Raw genomic sequence first — 18,070 nt, forward strand, 5'->3', positions numbered from 1 at the left:
GCGGTCGTCGCTTCTAAAGTTTTTCCCTTCAAATCATGAGTTTCCGCCAACCACCTCTCAAGCCCTGGCGTGCCGCCCTGTTTTGCGCCGTCGCCGTCCTGCCGCTGGCCGCCCACGCCCAGTATCACGCCTACAATGTGTCCAGCGGTTCGGACTGCATTGTGCAGGAATATCGCTCGGTCAATGTTCCTCCCGGCATCTACGACGCCATTCACGAAGAAACGCACAGCAGTTCCGATGGCGGCTCGGGCTACTTTTACGGCGGTTTCACGCACCAGAACCAGGGGGGCGCGAGCACGCTGGTGCAATACGTTTGCTGGCCGGCGAACGGCGGCTTTGCGCCCTACTCGCAGCAGATTCCCGTCTTCGCCGGCACCAACATGGTGGGCTACGCGCAAATCGGCGAGGGCAGCAGTTGCGCCATCAAGGGCTTCTGGCCGCAGTTTGACGCCAACTTGTGGTATCGCGAGGCGGTGCGGTATTGGCAGCCGGCCAACGGCACCCCGCATCTTGGCTACCAGGGCATGTGGATCAAGGAACCGGTCAGCGGCAACTGGTATCACGTCGCGACCTTCCTGTATCCGTTCGCCGTCACGGGCGTGAACGGCATGAGCGGATGGCAGGAAAACTTCACCGGCTTCAGCGGCGATTACAAGGTGGCCCACGCGGGCGGCTACTATCACAAGAACGGCGTCTGGCAGCGCGCCAACAGCATCAATTTCACCTCGGGCGGCTACACCTACGCCAACACCGATGCGACGTTCGCGACCAGCTTTGCGGAGTCGGACGTCGGCCCCAGCTTCACGGGTTCGTATAACAACCCGCACACGGTCACGCTGACGGACCAGCCGGCCGCACCGGTCTTCGACCCCATTGTCGTCAGCAGTTCCAGCGCGCGCGTCCACAATTCCCAGTTGCTCGTGCAATGGGATCTGCCGCTGACGAGCTCGCCCCAGCTCGGCTACACCATCGAAGTTTTTGACAACGCGGGCTACACCGGCTCGCCCGTCGTGACGTTCACCGACCGCGAACCGGAGACGCGACAGAAGCTGTTAAACATCCCGGGCGTCGCCACCCCCTACGTCCGGCTGACCATTTCGGACATTTTTTTCAACACCAATTCGCCCATCCTGATCACCCCAACTACGCCCGCACTCAGCCCGGCGGTGAATGCGACCGGAACGGTCGCCGGCCTCGCCTACCAGTATTTCCAGGCGTCCTCCGGCAACTGGACCACCCTGCCCGACTTCGCATCGCTCACGCCCAAGCGTCGCGGTGCCGTGAGCTTTCCGGACGCCAGCCCGCGGCAACGGCGCGTGAACTACAGCTTCACCTACACCGGCTACCTCACCGCACCGAGCGACGGGCTTTACGCCTTCACGTTGCATTCGGGCGATGGCAGCAAGCTGACCATTGATGGCACAACGGTCATTGATTTCGACGGGTTGCACGATTCGACCCAGTTCAAGAGCGGCAGCATCGCGCTGGCGGCAGGGAAACACTCGTTTGCACTGCAATTCTTCAAGGGGGCGGCCAATCCGGTGAACACCACCGCCTACACCGACGGCCTCGGCCTGGCGTGGGAAGGCCCCGGCATCGCGCCGGCGGATGTGCCCGCCTCGGCGTTCTCGCGCATCCCGAGCGGCAGCGAACCGGCCATCACGCTCAATGCGCCCGCCAACAACGCGACGTTGCTCAACACCGCGCCCGGCCTGAGTGCCTCCGTGACTCCCAACGGCGCGACGATGAACAGCGTCCAGTTTCTGCTGACCGACTACTATTCCTACTACGCCCGCCCAAACCGCGGGGTGGATTACGTCATCAGCCAGGACGCGCAGGCGCCCTACGCATTCAATGCGATGATCTGGACAGCGCCCACAAACCTCGTCCGGGCGCGGCTGATTTATGACGGCACCAACACGATTGATTCGGAACCGGTCAGCATCGCCACCACCAACGCGTCGTTGGCGCCGTGGTATTGGTCGCCCCTGGAAATGCATAATTACCCCTCCGGCGCGGGCATCCAAAACGGCACGCTGAGCCTGCTGGGCGACGGCATGAACCTGCTCAGTCGCCAGGTCACTGGAGATTGCACCCTCATTGCGCATCTGGCCGGCATCACGCCCAACACCACGGGCCCGGAGGGCATTTCTCCCGGCAGCGACTGGCGCGCGGGCATCATTCTGCGCGGCACCACCAACACGACCATCGGTCAGCCGTTGGGCGATGGCAGCTCCACCCGGTTTGCGGCGTTGTTCAGTTCCGTGGGCGGCGGCACTTATTTCGAGGATGACACGATGCGCAATGGCAACGGCGATGCGAACCGCTGGTCCGCCAATCTCGGCGGCGGCAACCAGTGGTATAAACTGCAACGCACCGGCGACACCTTCACCAGTTTCGTCTCGATGGACGGATCGAGTTGGACGCAGGTGAACCGCACCAACCTCGCCAACTTCGGCGCCACGATTTACGCCGGCATGTTCATCCATTCCGTCCAGTCCCTGAATCCCAACCTTCACCAGGCCAGCTTCGACGGCATCAGCCTGATCGGCACCAACGTCATCGGCGGCGCCAGCATCACGGTCAGCCCCGCAACCAACGCGGTGATTGGCGGTCTGCCGGCCACATTCACGGCTGCGGTCATTGGCCCGGCACCCGCCAGCTACCAATGGCAACGCAACGGCACCAACCTCAGCGGCGCCACCAACGCGAGCTATGCGATTCCCAGCGTCGGTGACAACGACGCTGGCGACTACACGGTGACGGCCGACGGCGTTACCAGCGCTGCGGCGGTGCTGCTGGTTTCCGCGCCCGCGGGATCCGGCATTTGGACCAACGGGAACGGCGGTTCCTGGACCACGAGCGGCAACTGGAAGGCCGGATCGATTGCGGGCGGGATTGATGCAGTGGCCGACTTCAGCACCTTGAGCCTGGGCACCAGCCCAACCGTTTCGCTCAACGGCGCCCGCACGAATGGCACGCTGGTCTTTGATGATCTGAACCTCGCGGCCCCGCACAACTGGACTTTGAACACCGGTTCGGGCGGCCCGTTGACGCTGGCCGTGAGCAGCGGCACGCCCAACCTCGCGGTCAAGGCAGGCACCACGACCCTCAGCGCCGTGGTCGCCGGCACGCAGGGCTTCACCAAGACTGGCACGGGTCAGTTGACCTTGAGTGGCGCCAGCACGATCACCGGCCCCCTCAACGTGAACGACGGCACGCTGGAAGTTCAGAACAAGTCCGGCGACACCCCCTACGCCGTTGCGCCCGATGGCACGCTGAAGCTGGGCTACAGCACCGGCGGCGGCTATGCCGACACCGGGCTCACCATCAATGGCGCCGGCGCGAACGCCCCGACCGGCTTCCATCTCGCCGGCGGGACGAGTTACAATGCCAGCGGCCAGATCGCCCTGCTGACGGCTCCAACCACGATTCGTCAATATGGCGCCGGCTACGCGAGCATCGGCACGTTCGACATCACCGGAAACGGACTTTGGTGCAGCGCCTCCGCGTCCGGTTCCGCGAGCGATGCCAACGTCCAGTTCATCAGCAAGGGCTACGGCATGTCGGTCTCGATTGATGCCGGCGCCAGCACCGCCACCGGTGATTTCACCATCAACGGGCCGCTCAACGTGGGCAGCCTTGGTTTCTACAAGCGCGGTGGCGGATCACTCGTGCTGAAAGGCGCGGCGGCGTCCGGCAATGCCGCCGTCAAAATTCAGGGAGGCACCGTGATTTGCGGCGTAACCGATTGCCTCGGCACGAATGCCAGTGTGCCCATCTCCACCGGCGCCACGCTGGACTTGAACGGCTTCAGCCAGACGATTTCCAGCGCCAGCCTGGGCGGCACCTTGAAACTCTCGCTCAACAAGGGCGGCTCGCCCGCCAGCAGCGTGCTCACGACGACGGACGGCAATCCACTGACCCTGGGCGGCACACTCATCGTTGCCAACATCAGCACGAATGCCTTCGCCGCGGGCGACACGTTCACCCTTTTCAATGCGGCAGGCTACGCGGGCGCCTTCAACAGCGTCACCCTGCCGCTATTGCCCGGCGGTTTGATCTGGAACACCAACAACCTTCCGGCTGACGGAACGATTTCCATCACGACCAATGGCTTGAGCGTCTGGGACGGCGGCGGCGCCAACGCGAACTGGAGCACGCCCGCGAACTGGACGGCCAGCCTCCCCGCCAACGGCGATTCGCTTGTGTTTCAAGGCGCCCTGCGGCCGGGCAACAACAACGATCTGCTCAGTGGCGTGGGTCAGGTGGTCTTCAACAACGGCGGGTTCACGCTCACCGGCAACGCCGTGTCGCTTCAGTGGGGACTGGTCAACCAGACGGGGAACAACAACTGGGGCATCAGCGCCACGCTGGCCGCACCTCAATCGTTCGTGAGCAGCAACGGCACGCTCACCCTCAGCGGCGCCATCAACAACGGCGGCTACGACCTCACGCTGGACGGAGCGGGCAGCCAGTCCATTTCCGGCGTCATTTCGGGAAGCGGCCGGCTGATGAAGAACGGCCCGGGCACCGTTTCAATTTCCACCCGTGCCACCTACACCGGCGGAACCGTCATCAACAGCGGCACGCTGAATCTGACCGGGGGCGGCGGCGGCAGCGGGCCCATTCGCGGCGCCGTCACGGTCAACCCCGGTGGCACGTTGCAAATCAGCACCGGCGATGGCTTCGGCTACAACGCCGACAGCACGGTCATCAATCCGTTGAACATTGTGGGTGGCACCGTTTATGTAAGCAGCACCGGCAATCAGACTCTCGGCAACGCGGCCATCAACCTGACCGGCGGAACCATCACCGGCGTCTCCAATGGCAACCTGGACTTTTTTCAAGGGAACTCGACGCTCAACACGTTTGCCGCCGGCACCACGGCAATCATCAGCGGCGTGCCCTTGTCACCCTTGCGTCAGGGCAGCACCACGTTCAACGTCGCGGCCGGCACGACGCCCTCGGGCATTGACCTGGACATTTCTTCCGTGCTGCGCACCTCGCCAAGTGGCGACGCCGCCAATGCCGTGCTGATCAAGGCCGGCACCGGCACGCTGCGCCTGACAGCCGCCAACACCTTTTCCCGCCCCGTCAACGTGATGGCCGGCACCCTGTTGGTGAACGGCTCCCTGACTTCCGGCAGTTCCGTGATGGTTGCGCCCGGCGCCACGCTCGGTGGCACGGGCGTGCTCAACGGCGCGGTGACGAACAACGGCACCCTGACGCCCGGCAACTTCGGCATCGGCAGACTGACCATCAACAACAGTCTCCTGCTGTCGGGCACCGCTGTCATGGAAATCAGCAAAACCGGCAGCGTTCGCACCAATGACCTGGCATCGGTCAGCGGCACGCTCACGCAGGGCGGCACGCTGGTCGTCACCAACCTCGGGCCCGCAGCGTTGGCGGCGGGCGACAGCTTCAAGTTGTTCAATGCCGGCACATGGATGGGTGAATTCACGAACGTCAACCTGCCGCCGTTGGCCAGCGACCTAGTCTGGGACGCGTCCGCCTTGGCGACCAGCGGAACCATCCTCGTCGTCGCCGCACCACAGTCGATCCCGCCCGGGATCACCGGCCTGGGTTGGTCGGCCGGAGCTGGCTTCAGCCTGACGGCCACAGGCGGTTTCAACGAAGCGTATGTGCTGCTGGCCACCACGAACTTAAGTTCCGCGACATGGCTGCCGCTAAAAACGAATCAGGCGGATGATGGCGGCGCGGTGCAATTTGCCGATCCCGACGCGACCAACCATCCGCAGCGATTCTATCGTCTGGGAACGCCTTGATTTGCTCCGTCGGGGCCGGCGGGACTTCGGAAACCTCAGTTCAGCAAGGCAAGCATCAGCATCTCGTGGCGTTAGTTTGACGCGTGTTTTGCGCGCCGCGCGGCAAACGCACGCACGCCGGGTTCGAGGAAACGTTCTACCCCGCAAACGGCTTCGTCCTGAGATAGAGGCGGAAGTCCTTGATGCGGCCATGGTCGCTGTCCTGTCTCGGCAGCAGCCGGACGCCGGACAATTCATGCTCCGCACCCAGATCAATGACCAGCGTGTGCGGGTGCTTGGGATGCGGCGCGCTCCACAGGGTGTGCCAGAACGTGTCGCGGTCCCCATCGATGGCCAGTTCGGCCTGGTCGCCTTCGGCGAAGTTTTCCTCGCTGTCCGCGTAAAGGATTTTCCAGCCCTTGTGCCCGACCGACTGCCCTTCCGCGTTTAATGCGTCCAACTCGGCCAGCGTGGTGAACTCATCGCCGTTTTGCGAGGAAAGCGCCACCAGGCAGAGGTAGCGCCCCCGCCGGGCGGAAAAGCGAATTTCCTGCGCACTCGCACCAGCGGCCAGCGAACCTTCCTTGACCAGGTCCGAGGCTTCGAGTTTTGGAGCGGGCGTGTTTTTGCGACCGGGTGCGTTGTCGTCGTTGTTCAACTGGTCAAGAATGGGCGCCGCCAGTCCGCTGATTGCCGGCGTGCCGTCCTTGATTTGCTCGAACACCACAACGTCGTTGCGACCCTTTTTGAGCCAGGCTCCCGGCAGATACAGCGTTTGCTGCGGTCCAATGTGCCAGTAGCGGCCCAGATTGTGACCGTTGACGATGACGATGCCTTTGCCGCCGCCGCGCAAATCCAGGAACGCGTCGCCGAGCTGGGACAGCTCAAACGTTCCGTGATAAACCGCCGGCGCCGCAGGCGCCGTCCCCGACTTGAAGCGGAGCTGCGAAAGATCATCGAACGGAAACTTGAACATCTCCCAGCCGGTCAGTTCGCGGCCGTCCAGGGTGACGGATTCGGTGATGCCCTTGCGATTGTCGGGTATCTGCCCGCCGTAATTGATGCGACCGCCGTTTTCGACGAGGATGTCGAGTGTGCCGGACGATTCCGGAATGTTGAGTTCCAAGGAATCCTGCCGGTAACGCCGGTCCAGCACGCCCACCCGCCGCCCATTGAGGCACACCACGGCGTAATCGCGGAGTTCCTTGATCTTCAGCAAGCCGTTCGCCGGCCCCTTGATCTGGGTGCGATACAACACATAACCGTATCCTTGATTGAGATCTTCAAAGCTCAGCGGCCGCTCGGCTTTTACCGGCGTGCCCAGTTCGTCAAACAAGCTTGCAGCCCCGGTGAGGGCGATGGGCGGAATGGTGATGACCGGCGTGGTGGGCGGAACGTCCGGCAGCGTTTCCCCCGGCGCCAGATGCCGCGCCAGCACCTCGCGCAGCGCGAAGTATTTCTTCGTCGGCCGGCCCATTTCGTCCATGGGCGAATCATAGTCGTAACTGGTCGGCTGCGGCTGGAAGCGCCCGCCAAAGTTGGCGCCGTTCATGAAGCCGAATGAGGTGCCGCCGTAGATCATGTAGTAGCAGAACGAAACATTGTTCGTCAGCTTCCAGGCGGTTTCACGGACGAGACCGGGAATGCCCACGCGCGCGTGCGGCTCACCCCAGTGATCCAACCAGCCGGGATAAAACTCGGGCACGAAATACGGACCCTGCGGACGATATTTGCCGATTTCCTTGAAGATGCCCGGGCCGCTGCCGCCGTTCAGTCCCGGCAAGACATCCGGCAGGGAGCCGTTTGCCATCATCTGCCCGCCGCCATCCGCCGTAAACAACGGCACGTCAAAACCCGCGGCGCGAATCATGTCCCGAATCTTCCCCATGTAAACGTGATCGCCGCCGTAGCTGCCGTATTCGTTTTCCACCTGAACCATGATAATGGGGCCTCCTTGGGTGATTTGCAGCGGGGCGAGCTGTTCACCGAGCTTTTTCAAATACGTTTCCGACGCCGCCAGAAAACGCGGATCCTGGCTGCGGACCTTCAAATCGTGCGGCTTCAGGAGCCACCACGGAAATCCGCCAAACTCCCATTCCGCGCAACAATACGGTCCGGGACGCACAATCACCCACAGCCCTTCCTTTTGCGCCAGCCGCACGAACTCCGCCATGTCGCCATCGCCGTGAAAATTGAACTCGCCCTCGCCCGGCTCCAGTTGATTCCAGAACACGTAAATCGAGACGGTATTCAACCCCATGGCGTGAATCATCCGCAGGCGGTCCGCCCAATACTCATGCGGCACCCGCGCCGGATGCATCTCGCCGGCCTTGATCTGAAAGGGCTTGCCGTTCAGCAGAAACGCTGAATCGCCCACCGTGAAGGTGTCCTTGGCCACTGCGCCCGCCCCCCACGCCAGCCAGGCGCAGGCCAGCACGACCGGCCAACTGAACGAACAGAATATTTTTTTCATGTCTGCGTGAACTGTTGCGAAGACGCCCAGCCTCCAGGAAATGGTGAACACAGGGCGCCGTGAACCGCACGCTAGCATCACGGTTCGGCCGGCGGCCATACGCAATTTGGGTGAGGACCACACCCTAACCGCCGTCTTTCGGGGAGAGTGACCACGACGCATTGACGTTCATCGTCGCCGCGCCGCGCCGGAATCATTTCGTTTTCACCCGCAGCACGGTCACAGAAATGGGAGGAAACGCATGCGTGAATTGCGGACTGCTAATGGTAAACGTGGACAGCTTCGGCGCGACGGCTTGCGGCTGTGCGAATGAGTTTTCATCCGTCAAATGCGCGGCGGTCAGCAGGACGGCCTGGGCCGGGCCCGTCACGCGGGTCTGGCCCGCGAGGTCAAGCGTGCCCGCCACGGTTCGCGCCGAAGCGTTGACCACCTTGACGATGACTTCCCGCGTCGCCGTGTCGTAAGCGGCACTGGCAAACAGTTGCGGCACGTCACCGTCCTGCAATTCAGGCGCGTCGAGCGTGACCGGCAGGACGACGTCGCCCCGGTTCCGGCTGAACAGTTGTTGGACGTAATAATTGGGCGTGCCGTAAACGTGCAGGTTGTTCACCCAGATGAGGTCGGGCGTCCATTGCCAGGCATCCACGTTGGCAAAGAGCGGCGCGTAACTGGCCATGCGCACGACATCCGCGTTGCGCTCCAGCCCGGTCATGAACGCCGCCTCCGACAACGCGCATTCCCAGGTGTTGCGGTTTTCCGGACTGCCGGTGTTGACACTTTGCGCGGCGTATTCACCCATGAAAACTTTCGGTCCGCTGCGGTCATAATCGTCATAACGGGTCGCAGCCTTGAAGAACCAGTCCGGTCGGGCGTAGCTGTGTTCGTCCACAATGTCCGGACGCAGCTCGCGCCACTTGGACCAGAGGAATTTGAAGCGGTCGTCCGCCGGCGACGGTCCCGCCGCGACGACGAGCGAAATCTCCGGATGCTTTTCCTTGAGCACCCGGGCAAAGGCCGTGTAGCGCTCGACGTATTGTGGTCCCCATTGCTCGTTGCCCACTCCCAGCAGTTTCATGTGAAACGGCGCGGGATGGCCCATGGCGGCGCGTTTGGCCCCCCACTCGCTGGTGGCCGGGCCGTTGGCGAATTCAATCAGGTCCAGCGCGTCCTGGATGTATTGGTCAAGCTGGTCGGGCGGGCAAAGCTCCCCGGAGTTGAACTGGCAGGCCATGCCGCAATTCAGAATCGGCAGCGGCTCCGCGCCGATGTCCTCGCACAACTGGAAGTATTCAAAGAAGCCCAGCCCAAACGACTGGTAATAGTCGGGCGTGAGCCGGTGTCTGAACTCATCATTCCAGCGGTTCTTGATGAGCTTCCGCTCCTCGACCGGACCGATGGTATTCTTCCATTGGTAGCGATTCGCCAGCGTGTGGCCCTCGACAATGCATCCACCGGGAAAGCGCACAAAACCCGGCTTCAAGTCGGCCAGCATCTGCACCATGTCGGCACGCAGCCCTCCGGGCCGATGTTTCCACGTGTTCACCGGGAAAAGCGACACCATGTCCACGTCCGCCGTGCCCTGCCCTTCGACGACCAAATTCAGCCGCGCCTTGGCCTCCGTGGTTTTGGGCTGGAGCGTGGCATGCAGTTTCTGCCACGTGGCGCCCAGCCGCTCGATGCGCGCATACGCCAGCACCTGCCCTGCGCCGCTGACCAGTTCCACGCCCAGCGCCGGTGAGCCGTTGACCGCCCGTGCCTGCACGGAAAAATCATAATCCTCTCCCGCGCGCACCCCCATGCCGCGGAAACCCTCGTTGGACACCCCGAACGCAGCGGCGCCGTCCGAAGCAATGCGCAGATAATGCACGTTGGCCGCGTCGAAGGGATCTGCGTCGCGAATCTCCAGTTTACCCTGCGCTCCGCCGGCGCGCAGCTCGCTCCATCCCATCATCGCATTGGGGAATTCAAAGGCGCGGTTCTTGACAAGTTCCGCATAAAGCCCGCCGTCAGCGCCAAAGTTGATGTCCTCAAAAAACACGCCCCACATGGCCGGATTGATTCGGGCTCCCGGATGATCCACGGCCACGGTGAGTTTCACCTCCGTCGGAACGCGCCGCACGACGCGCACCCCAAACAAACCGCCCGCGTAATTGCCCGGATGCGCACTCAGTTTCACGGTGACGCGCGCTTTGCCCTGCGTCAGTTGCTCCGGCACCGGATAGGTTTTGTCCCAGAACTTCCCCGGTTGATCCTCATGCAGACTGGTGGTGGCGATGCGTTCCCCACCCACGAGCACATCGAACGTGCGATTGCCGGTTTCACCGCCCCAGTAAGTGAAGATCAAGTCCGCCGGGCCATTGGTCGGCACGGCCACTTCAAAGCTGAACCAGCCGCCGTCCCATGCGTGTCGCAGTTTGCGTCCGCTGAATTCGCCCGGCCCGGACTTGTCGCCCTGCACGTTGTGATCCCGCTCAGGCTGCATCTCGCCGGGTTGGAACAACTCCACGGTGCGGTCGGCCAGCGCCTTCAAGCGCGCCTGTTCAGCCGCGTAGGCCTTTTCCCGCGCGGCCCATTCCGCGGTCGTAAAAACATCCCAGTAAACCGAGTAACGATCGGCGTAAGTCGAGTAGAATGGATGGAGTTCGACATCCGCGGGGCGGCCCACGCCCGTCGTGCGGAACGTCAGCGGCCTGCCCGCCACAGGCTTCACCCAGTCCGCCACCGTTTGGTCGCCCGTGACGAACACGGGCACCGCCGTTTCTGAGCCAATCGCCCCCAGGTCGCCCGCCAGCAAAATTGGGCCGTCGAAAAGGGCGATGCGCTCCGGATTGTCGGGCATCGCCTCCGTGCGGAGCTGTAACGGCATGTCAACTTCCAGCGTGTCGCCATCGTGCCATTCGCGGGTGATGCTGGCGTAGCTCTGCGGCGCACTGTCCACATCCAGCGCCCGGCCGTTGAGCTTCACGACAAACCCGTTTGTAACCCAGAACGGATGCCGGACGTGCACGGTGAGTTTAACCGGCTGCGCGCAGGTGAAGCGCAGCGTGCTCTGGCCGGTCTTCGGGAAATCCGTTTCCTGCCGGACCCGCAGCCCGTGCGCCGCCCAGTTCAACTCCGAGGCAATGAAGAGGTTCACCCACAACGCATCGCTGCTGTGGTAGTAAATGTTGTCGCCATAGCGGGCATGGTTCTCCATGCCGGTGCCGTTGCAGCAGGTGAAATCTTCCGCGCCGAGGAACTGCTTGTGCCCGCCCTGCGCGAGCGAGAGGAAATAGCACACCTGGCCCGTGGCCGGATTTTGCGATGCCAGAATGTGATTATGGACCGCGCGTTCGTAGTAATCCGCATAGCGGGCCTGCGGCTCCAGCTCGAACAGCTTCCGCGCGAGCTTCAGCATGTTGTAGGTATTGCAGGTTTCCGTCGTGTTCGCGCCCAGCCGGTCGTTGAGTTTGCCGGAAGGACCGAAATGTTCGCCCAGGCTGTTGCCGCCCGTCACGTAGGTGTGGTTGGTCAGCACGATGTTGAAGAAGTTCCGGGCGATGTTGCCGAACTTCGCCTCACCCGTGAGCTCATAAATCCGGGCCGCGCCAATGATCTTCGGTATCTGCGTGTTGGCGTGCTTGCCCGGCAGATCATCCCGTCCCGCCGCCAGCGGATCCAGAATCGCCCGGTGGTAAAACTTTTTCGCCAGATCGAGATACCTGGTTTCACCCGTCAGCGCGTAAAGATTGGCGAGCGCCTCGTTCATGCCCCCGTGTTCGCAGGCGAGCATTTTCTGCCATTGCTCGTCGGTCAGGTTTTTGGTCGTTGCAATGGTCCAATCGCCGAGACGCGACGCGACCTGCAGGGCCTTTGCATTATCGCAATAGCGGTAAGCATCGATCAACCCCGCGAACTCCTTGTGCAGCGTATACCACGGCACCCAGGCACCATTCAGGTCGAAGCCCGCCGAACGAATGTCACCGCGCGCCACCTCCGCAAAAACCTTTTTGCCGCCCGGAATGGCCGCGAGGTAGCCGTTGCCGTTGGCCCGCTGGCACTCGTCGAGTTGGTCAACGATGTAATTGACGCGCTCGAGGAAACGCCGGTCGCCCGTGTCCTGATACATGCGGGCGCACGCGGACAGATAATGCCCGAGACTGTGACCGGCCACGCCCCGGGCCTCCCAGCCGCCGTAATTGGCCGCTTTCACGGGCAGCCCCGCCTCCTTGCGGAACCAACTGAGCAGGCGGTCCGCGTCCAGGCTCAACAGCCCCGCCGCGTCACGGTCCATCGCTTCTTTGAACGGCCCGTCAAGGAGGCGCACTTCCCGCGGCAGAAACGGCACCGCCTGCGGCGCGACCACCGGCGCCACCCTGTCGTCCGCCGCCCGGGCGGAGACCGATAAATAAAGAAACCCAAGTAAAACGACTTGCAACGTCCCAGCGAAACGTTGACCGGCGGAATTCATGCGCGCCACGATAATCCACTTTATGCCGGAGCGTCCAGAACGTTGCAGCCGCCGTGCGGGTGCGAAGCGGCGCAGCGGACAGTTTCACCGCCGGCTGTCACCATCCCCCGTCGAAGTGATCTGCCTTTGCCCAATATTTTCCGCCGTCTACCGCAAAGCAACCCTGTTTTGAAACACCTCAGCGCGCGGCGGCGGACGCCGTGCTGCGCGGCTCGTTCTGCTGTCCAAGATGCTTGGCCACGGCCTGGGCCCGCGAACGCACGTGCAGTTTTTCGTAAACGCGGCGGATGTGCGTGTGCACGGTGTCGTAACCGATGCCGAGGGCTTCGGCGATTTCCTTGTAGAGAAAGCCCTTGGCCAGGTAATCGAGCACTTCCTTTTCCCGCGGGGACAGGCTCGCCGTTTCCCGCGCCACCGGGGCGGGCTGTTGAAACGAGGCCACGACTTTGCGGGCGATGTGGCTGCTCATCGGGGAGCCGCCGCGGTTCAGCTCCTGAATTGCCGCGAGCAATTCATCGGGCGGCGTCTGCTTGAGCAGGTAGCCGCTCGCCCCGGCGGATAATGCACTGAAGATGTGGTCGGTGTTCTCGTAAACGGTCAGCATCATCACCTGCGCCCGGGGCTGGACCTCCTTGAGCAGTCGGACGCATTCGACACCGCTCATGCCGCCGAGGTTGATGTCCATCAGCACCACGTCGGGCTGATGCGCCGGCAGGTCGCGCAACGCGTCCTCGGCCGAAGGGTGTTTGCTGACGCAGACGAAGCCCGGCGAACGGTCGATCAGCCGCGCCAGACTTTCACGCACGCGGTGATCGTCTTCCACGATGGAGACGCCGATGGGTTTTTGCCCGGTGGATGCCGCATTCGCCATTTTCGACTTCATGCTGGACTCTACCCTGACCCGGGGCCAGTCGCCAATACTGGCGACTCATCCGTCACCACTGGCAGTGCAAACACCACGCGCGTGCCCTGCCCCGCCGTGCTGGAGACGTCACAGCGCCCGCCAATGTCTTCAAGCCGCCGCACAATGTTCCGCAGGCCGTGCCCCGAACTGGCGCGCTCGCTACGGCCGGCCGCCGCGGTCGGGGCGTTGATTCCCCGGCCGTCATCCTCGATGGTGATCCGGATCATCCGCGGCTGGCATTCGAGGCGCAACGTGGCCACGGTGGCGCCCGAGTGCTTGACGATGTTGTTCAGGGTTTCCTTGATGGCGAGATACAGGTTGTGCCGCGTCTCGGCACCGAGCACGCAGTTGGGCAGTTGCGTGGGCACGTCCAGCCGGCAGCGGATTCCCGCCAGCGTCAGGTATTGCTGGGCAAATTTGCTGATGTAAGTGATCAACCCTTCGAGGGTGTCGTTCTGCGGATTGATGGCCCAGACGATTTCATCCATTGCGCGCGTCAGTTCCCGGGCCGTGCTCGAAATCTGGCCGACATGCGCCTCCACCTCCTCGGGTGTGTCGCGCCGCGCGAGTTCGCTCAGCAGCGTAATCTGCGTCAAGCCCGCGCCCAGGTCGTCATGAATGTCCTTGGCAATGCGCGCCCGGTCGCGTTCCACGGCGCGTTGCCGTTCAACGCGCTCCATCTCCGCGCGCAGCCGCCGCCGGAACGTCCAGCGCACGGTCAAAACCGCCAGGCTGCCGGCCAGCCCCGCGAGCGTCACGGCAAACCACCAGGTTTCATAGAATTGCGGTTCGACGTGCAGCCGGAGAATCGCTCCCCCCTTGTTCCAGACGCCCTCGTTGTTGCAGGCCGTCACGTGAAACGTGTATTCGCCCGGCCGCAAAAAACTGTATTGCACAAACCGCCGCGGCCCGGCCTCCACCCAGTCCTTTTCCAATCCCTCCAGCCGGTAACGAAACCGCACCTTGTCGGGCGAAACGAAGCTCAGCCCAGTGTAATGAAACTCGAACTGACGCTTGCCCGGCGGCACATCGAGGACGCGTTCCGGCGCAACCGCATGACTGCTGCGCTCGCCGGCGGACGGCAGTTCGACGGTCATACCGCGCAGATTTTGTTCGACACCATCAATCAGCAGTTCCTCGATGGCGACGGGCGGCGGACGCAAGTTGGGCGCGACATCGTCCGGCTGGATGGAGACGGCGCCTTTGAGCGTGGTGAACCACAGTCGCCCGCCCTGCGTGCGCCAGCAGGCTGGCTGGTAACTGCCGGAACATTCCAGCGCCGGCAGGCCGTCGTAGCGTCCGTAAGCCGTGCAGGGAATGGCGGGGAGTTCTCCGCGGGCGTAATTGTTCAGCGCCGCCCGCGCCACGCGGAAAATGCCCTGATGCGAACCCGCCCACAGATTGCCTTTGTCGTCGGAGAGCAACTGCGCAATGACATTGTCCGGGAGCCCGTCCTTGACCGTGAAGCGGCGAAACTTTCCATCCGCGTAGCGCAACAGCCCGCCGCGGAAGGTGCCGGCCCAGACGGTGCCGTCCGGGTCCACCTGCAAGGACCAGACCGGATGTCGCCCCGCGCTCGCACCGGGATTCAACATCACGACATTGGTGTTCCGGATGCGATACAGATTCCCATCGCCCCCGCCCGCCCACAAAACACCGTCCTTCCCTTCCGCCAGGGCCCGGATGTCCACCGACCGCGGGACGCCGGGATACGGCGAGAAGAGGTGCGTCTCCAGATTGGTGCACACGAACAGGCCGTCCTTGCGTCCGGTCCAGACCATTTGTCCATCGCGACTGGTCAGAATGACTTTCACACCGTGATTGACCGGCAGGCAGCGCTGCAATTGTCCTCCGGTGAAGGTGAACAAATCCTCGTCGCCCACACTCAGCCACAGCCGGTCGCCCAGGCCGGGATAAACGCTGAAGACAAATCCATGGCCGCGCCCGCCCGGCACGTCAAACAGGTCCAGCTGGCCGTTTCGCCAGCGGGCGAGGCCGCTGCCTTGCGTGCCGAACCACATCGCACCGCCGGCGTCTTCACATACCGAAACCATCGCCGCCGGCTGCGCGCCCTCAGCCACGCTGAACGACTGGAAACGCTTTTTGCGCAAACGCACCAGGCCGCCGCGATTGACCCCCGCCCAGAAATCACCCTCCGAATCCTCGCAAAAACAATCCACCCGGTCGCCGGGAAAACCTTCATCCGGCGTGAAGCGGCGGGTGACGCGGTTGGTTTCCACGCGCACGAGTCCGAGGCCATATTGCCGGAACCACATGCTGCCGTCGCGCTCCTCGTGAACGCCCAAGCGTTGCACGGCGGCGCCGTCCAGGGCTTCCCCCCAGGGCCGGAAGCCGGGCTGCCACTGGCGCTGCCGGCTGTTTTGCAAATGTTGATCCGCCACCAGCCAGGTTCCGTCGTGCTGGGTCTGGTAGACGAAGGTGATGTCTGCGGGCGTCGTCCCGTTCGTCGGCGTCTGATCCACGAACCGGTTCTGTTCCCAAACCACCACGCCGCGATCGGTTCCGACCCAGATGCGCCCGGCGTCGTCCGCCGTCACGCACCGGATGCGTCGCCCCTCCAGCCCGCTCTCCACCGGCGGCGGCTCAAATGTTCCACCGCGCAGCCGCCAGAGCTGCGCATCACGCCCCCGATACCACAACGTCCCCGCCGCGTCTTCACACGCGGCCGTGCCCAAGCCCTTGGCCGGTGGCTCCAGAATCTGCCAGGCATTGGTGCGGCTAAAATCGCGGCGGATGAGGTCGCCCGTTGGCAGCAGAAAGGTCACATGATCCGGCTTGGACACCACCTGCAGGATTTCCAGGTCGGCGTATTCCCGACTGCGCCATTCCAGCCTGAATACCCCGCCGCGACACGACGTCAGCGAGCCATCGTAAGTGTTGATCCAAAGCGTTCCCTGCGCGTCGAGGTAAAGTTTGCGGATGCGCGCGTGCATCAATTGCGGGGTGTTTTCGGGATCAAACGTGACGAAGCGCACACCGTCAAAACGCGCCAGGCCGTTGTAGGTGCCAATCCAGAGATAACCATCCGGCGTTTGCACGATGCCGGTCACGGAGCTGTTTGGCAGGCCGTCCTCCGTGGTCCAGACGTCGATGAGATAATCACTGCCCGCGCCGTTTTGATTGGTGAGCGTGCCGTTGGCGGTCGTTGGCTGCCCGGCCGCCGCCATGAGCCCGCCGCAAATCAGGGCCAAGCACCAGGCCAAGCCGCGGATTCGGGGCGACGGAGTCATGTTAAAGTCTGCGTAGAGTGCGCGTGAAACGCAAGCCGCCCCGAACATGCCCCACATCACGGCTGGACTGCTGTCACCGGCGTCAACGTCACCGGCCCCAGCAACCCCGCATCCGCCAGCGGCCAGTTCGAGGCGTCAAATGGCCGGTAGTCGAGATTCACAAAATTGATGTCGTGATAGCTCTTCCATTGAACCCCGCGCCGGTCCAGGTCGCGAATCCGGTTGGCATCCGTATTCGTCACTTCCACTTCGAGCAGGTTGTTGGTCGGCGCAAGCCGGACCGCCGCCACCCGAAACGGCGGGGTGAAGAGCGTGCCGAGGTCCACTCCATTCAAACGCACCCGCGCGCTCTGGCATACCTTGCCGAGATCCAATTCATAAACGCCCGGCGCCGGCGCATTCGTCGGCGCGTCAAAACGGATGACATAACGCGCCGGGCCGGCAAACCGCTGGGCATTGGCATCGCCCAGTTGCGTCCACGAGGCCAGTTGATCGGTTTTGAACGGCGCCGGCAATTCGGGCCCGCCATCAATGAACGACACCTGCCACTCGCCCGACAACGGTTCGGACCGCCCGTCCGCCTGCCACCACTTCCAGACCGGCCCGTTCAATTTGCGAGCCGCACTTTCCCGCAGCACCAGCGCATCGCCCGGGCGCAATTGCACCCGCGCTTCGATCGGGCTCGTCTTGCCCCGGCGGACCGATGTCGTGCCCGTCTGGCCGGTCAATGGGTCAAGAACGACAACCGATTTGGCCGTGCGCGCCAGCGGCAGCCAGCCATCAAACGGCGTGTCGCCGCGATTCGCGACGAAGTAGGTGGTTCCCGAATCCGCCCGGCGACGAATGCACATCAAGCCCGGATGATCAAACAGGGTTTCGCGGGTTACGCCAGCCGCCGTCAGCGCGGGTTTCAACGGGCCCACCAGCACTTTGCCACGGCCAAAGCGCACGGATTGCACTTTTCCATTTTCGCCGGATTTTGCGGGCGGCAAACGCAACGATTGCACCAGTTGCGCGAACTCGGCGCGGCGTTGCTCAAGCTGAGCCAGCCCCGACACATCGCCCGGCAAACGATCCTGGAACAACACCGTCGCCCCGCCGCGCGCGAGTTCCAACGCGCGCCGCAGGGTGGCCAGTGGCATGACGTTGCACGGCGGCAGCAACAGCACCTGATGGGTTCCGTGCCCGGACACCGGCATGCCGGTCAACTGCCGGTCGGAGATG

6 protein-coding genes are annotated in these 18,070 nt (G+C 63.3%); 1 reads left to right on the top strand and 5 read right to left on the bottom strand.

All coding sequences use genetic code 11. The features are described 5' to 3' along the window. Positions 1-35 precede the first annotated feature (35 nt). Positions 36-5,789 carry an autotransporter-associated beta strand repeat-containing protein gene (locus tag VFV96_06120; GenBank protein ID HEU5069971.1) on the top strand — a complete coding sequence of 1,918 codons (5,754 nt, stop codon included), beginning with the start codon at positions 36-38 and terminating at the stop codon, positions 5,787-5,789. Positions 5,790-5,925: 136 nt separating this feature from the next. On the opposite strand, the gene VFV96_06125 is transcribed toward VFV96_06120, so the two are convergent. From VFV96_06125 to VFV96_06145, 5 genes are all read right to left on the bottom strand, one after another. Further along, the gene (locus VFV96_06125) at positions 5,926-8,241 is read right to left on the bottom strand and encodes a beta-galactosidase (GenBank protein ID HEU5069972.1); all 2,316 of its coding nucleotides are present in this window, start codon (positions 8,239-8,241) and stop codon (positions 5,926-5,928) included. A 193-nt stretch (positions 8,242-8,434) separates the two neighbouring features. After that, a complete protein-coding gene (locus VFV96_06130; protein ID HEU5069973.1) occupies positions 8,435-12,691 on the bottom strand; it encodes a beta-L-arabinofuranosidase domain-containing protein in 4,257 nt (1,418 codons plus the stop codon). A gap of 178 nt (positions 12,692-12,869) precedes the next feature. Continuing rightward, positions 12,870-13,574 (bottom strand): response regulator transcription factor, encoded by a 705-nt coding sequence (locus tag VFV96_06135; protein HEU5069974.1) that lies wholly within the window; start codon positions 13,572-13,574, stop codon positions 12,870-12,872. An 8-nt stretch (positions 13,575-13,582) separates the two neighbouring features. Then, on the bottom strand, positions 13,583-16,819 hold the full coding sequence (locus tag VFV96_06140; protein HEU5069975.1) for a two-component regulator propeller domain-containing protein: 3,237 nt from the start codon (positions 16,817-16,819) through the stop codon (positions 13,583-13,585). A gap of 83 nt (positions 16,820-16,902) precedes the next feature. After that, positions 16,903-18,070, bottom strand: a 1,168-nt coding sequence (locus VFV96_06145) for a glycoside hydrolase (GenBank protein ID HEU5069976.1), incomplete at its 5' end; no start/stop codon positions are given.

Source organism: Verrucomicrobiia bacterium, assembly GCA_035765895.1.
Lineage (GTDB): Bacteria > Verrucomicrobiota > Verrucomicrobiia > Limisphaerales > DSYF01 > DSYF01.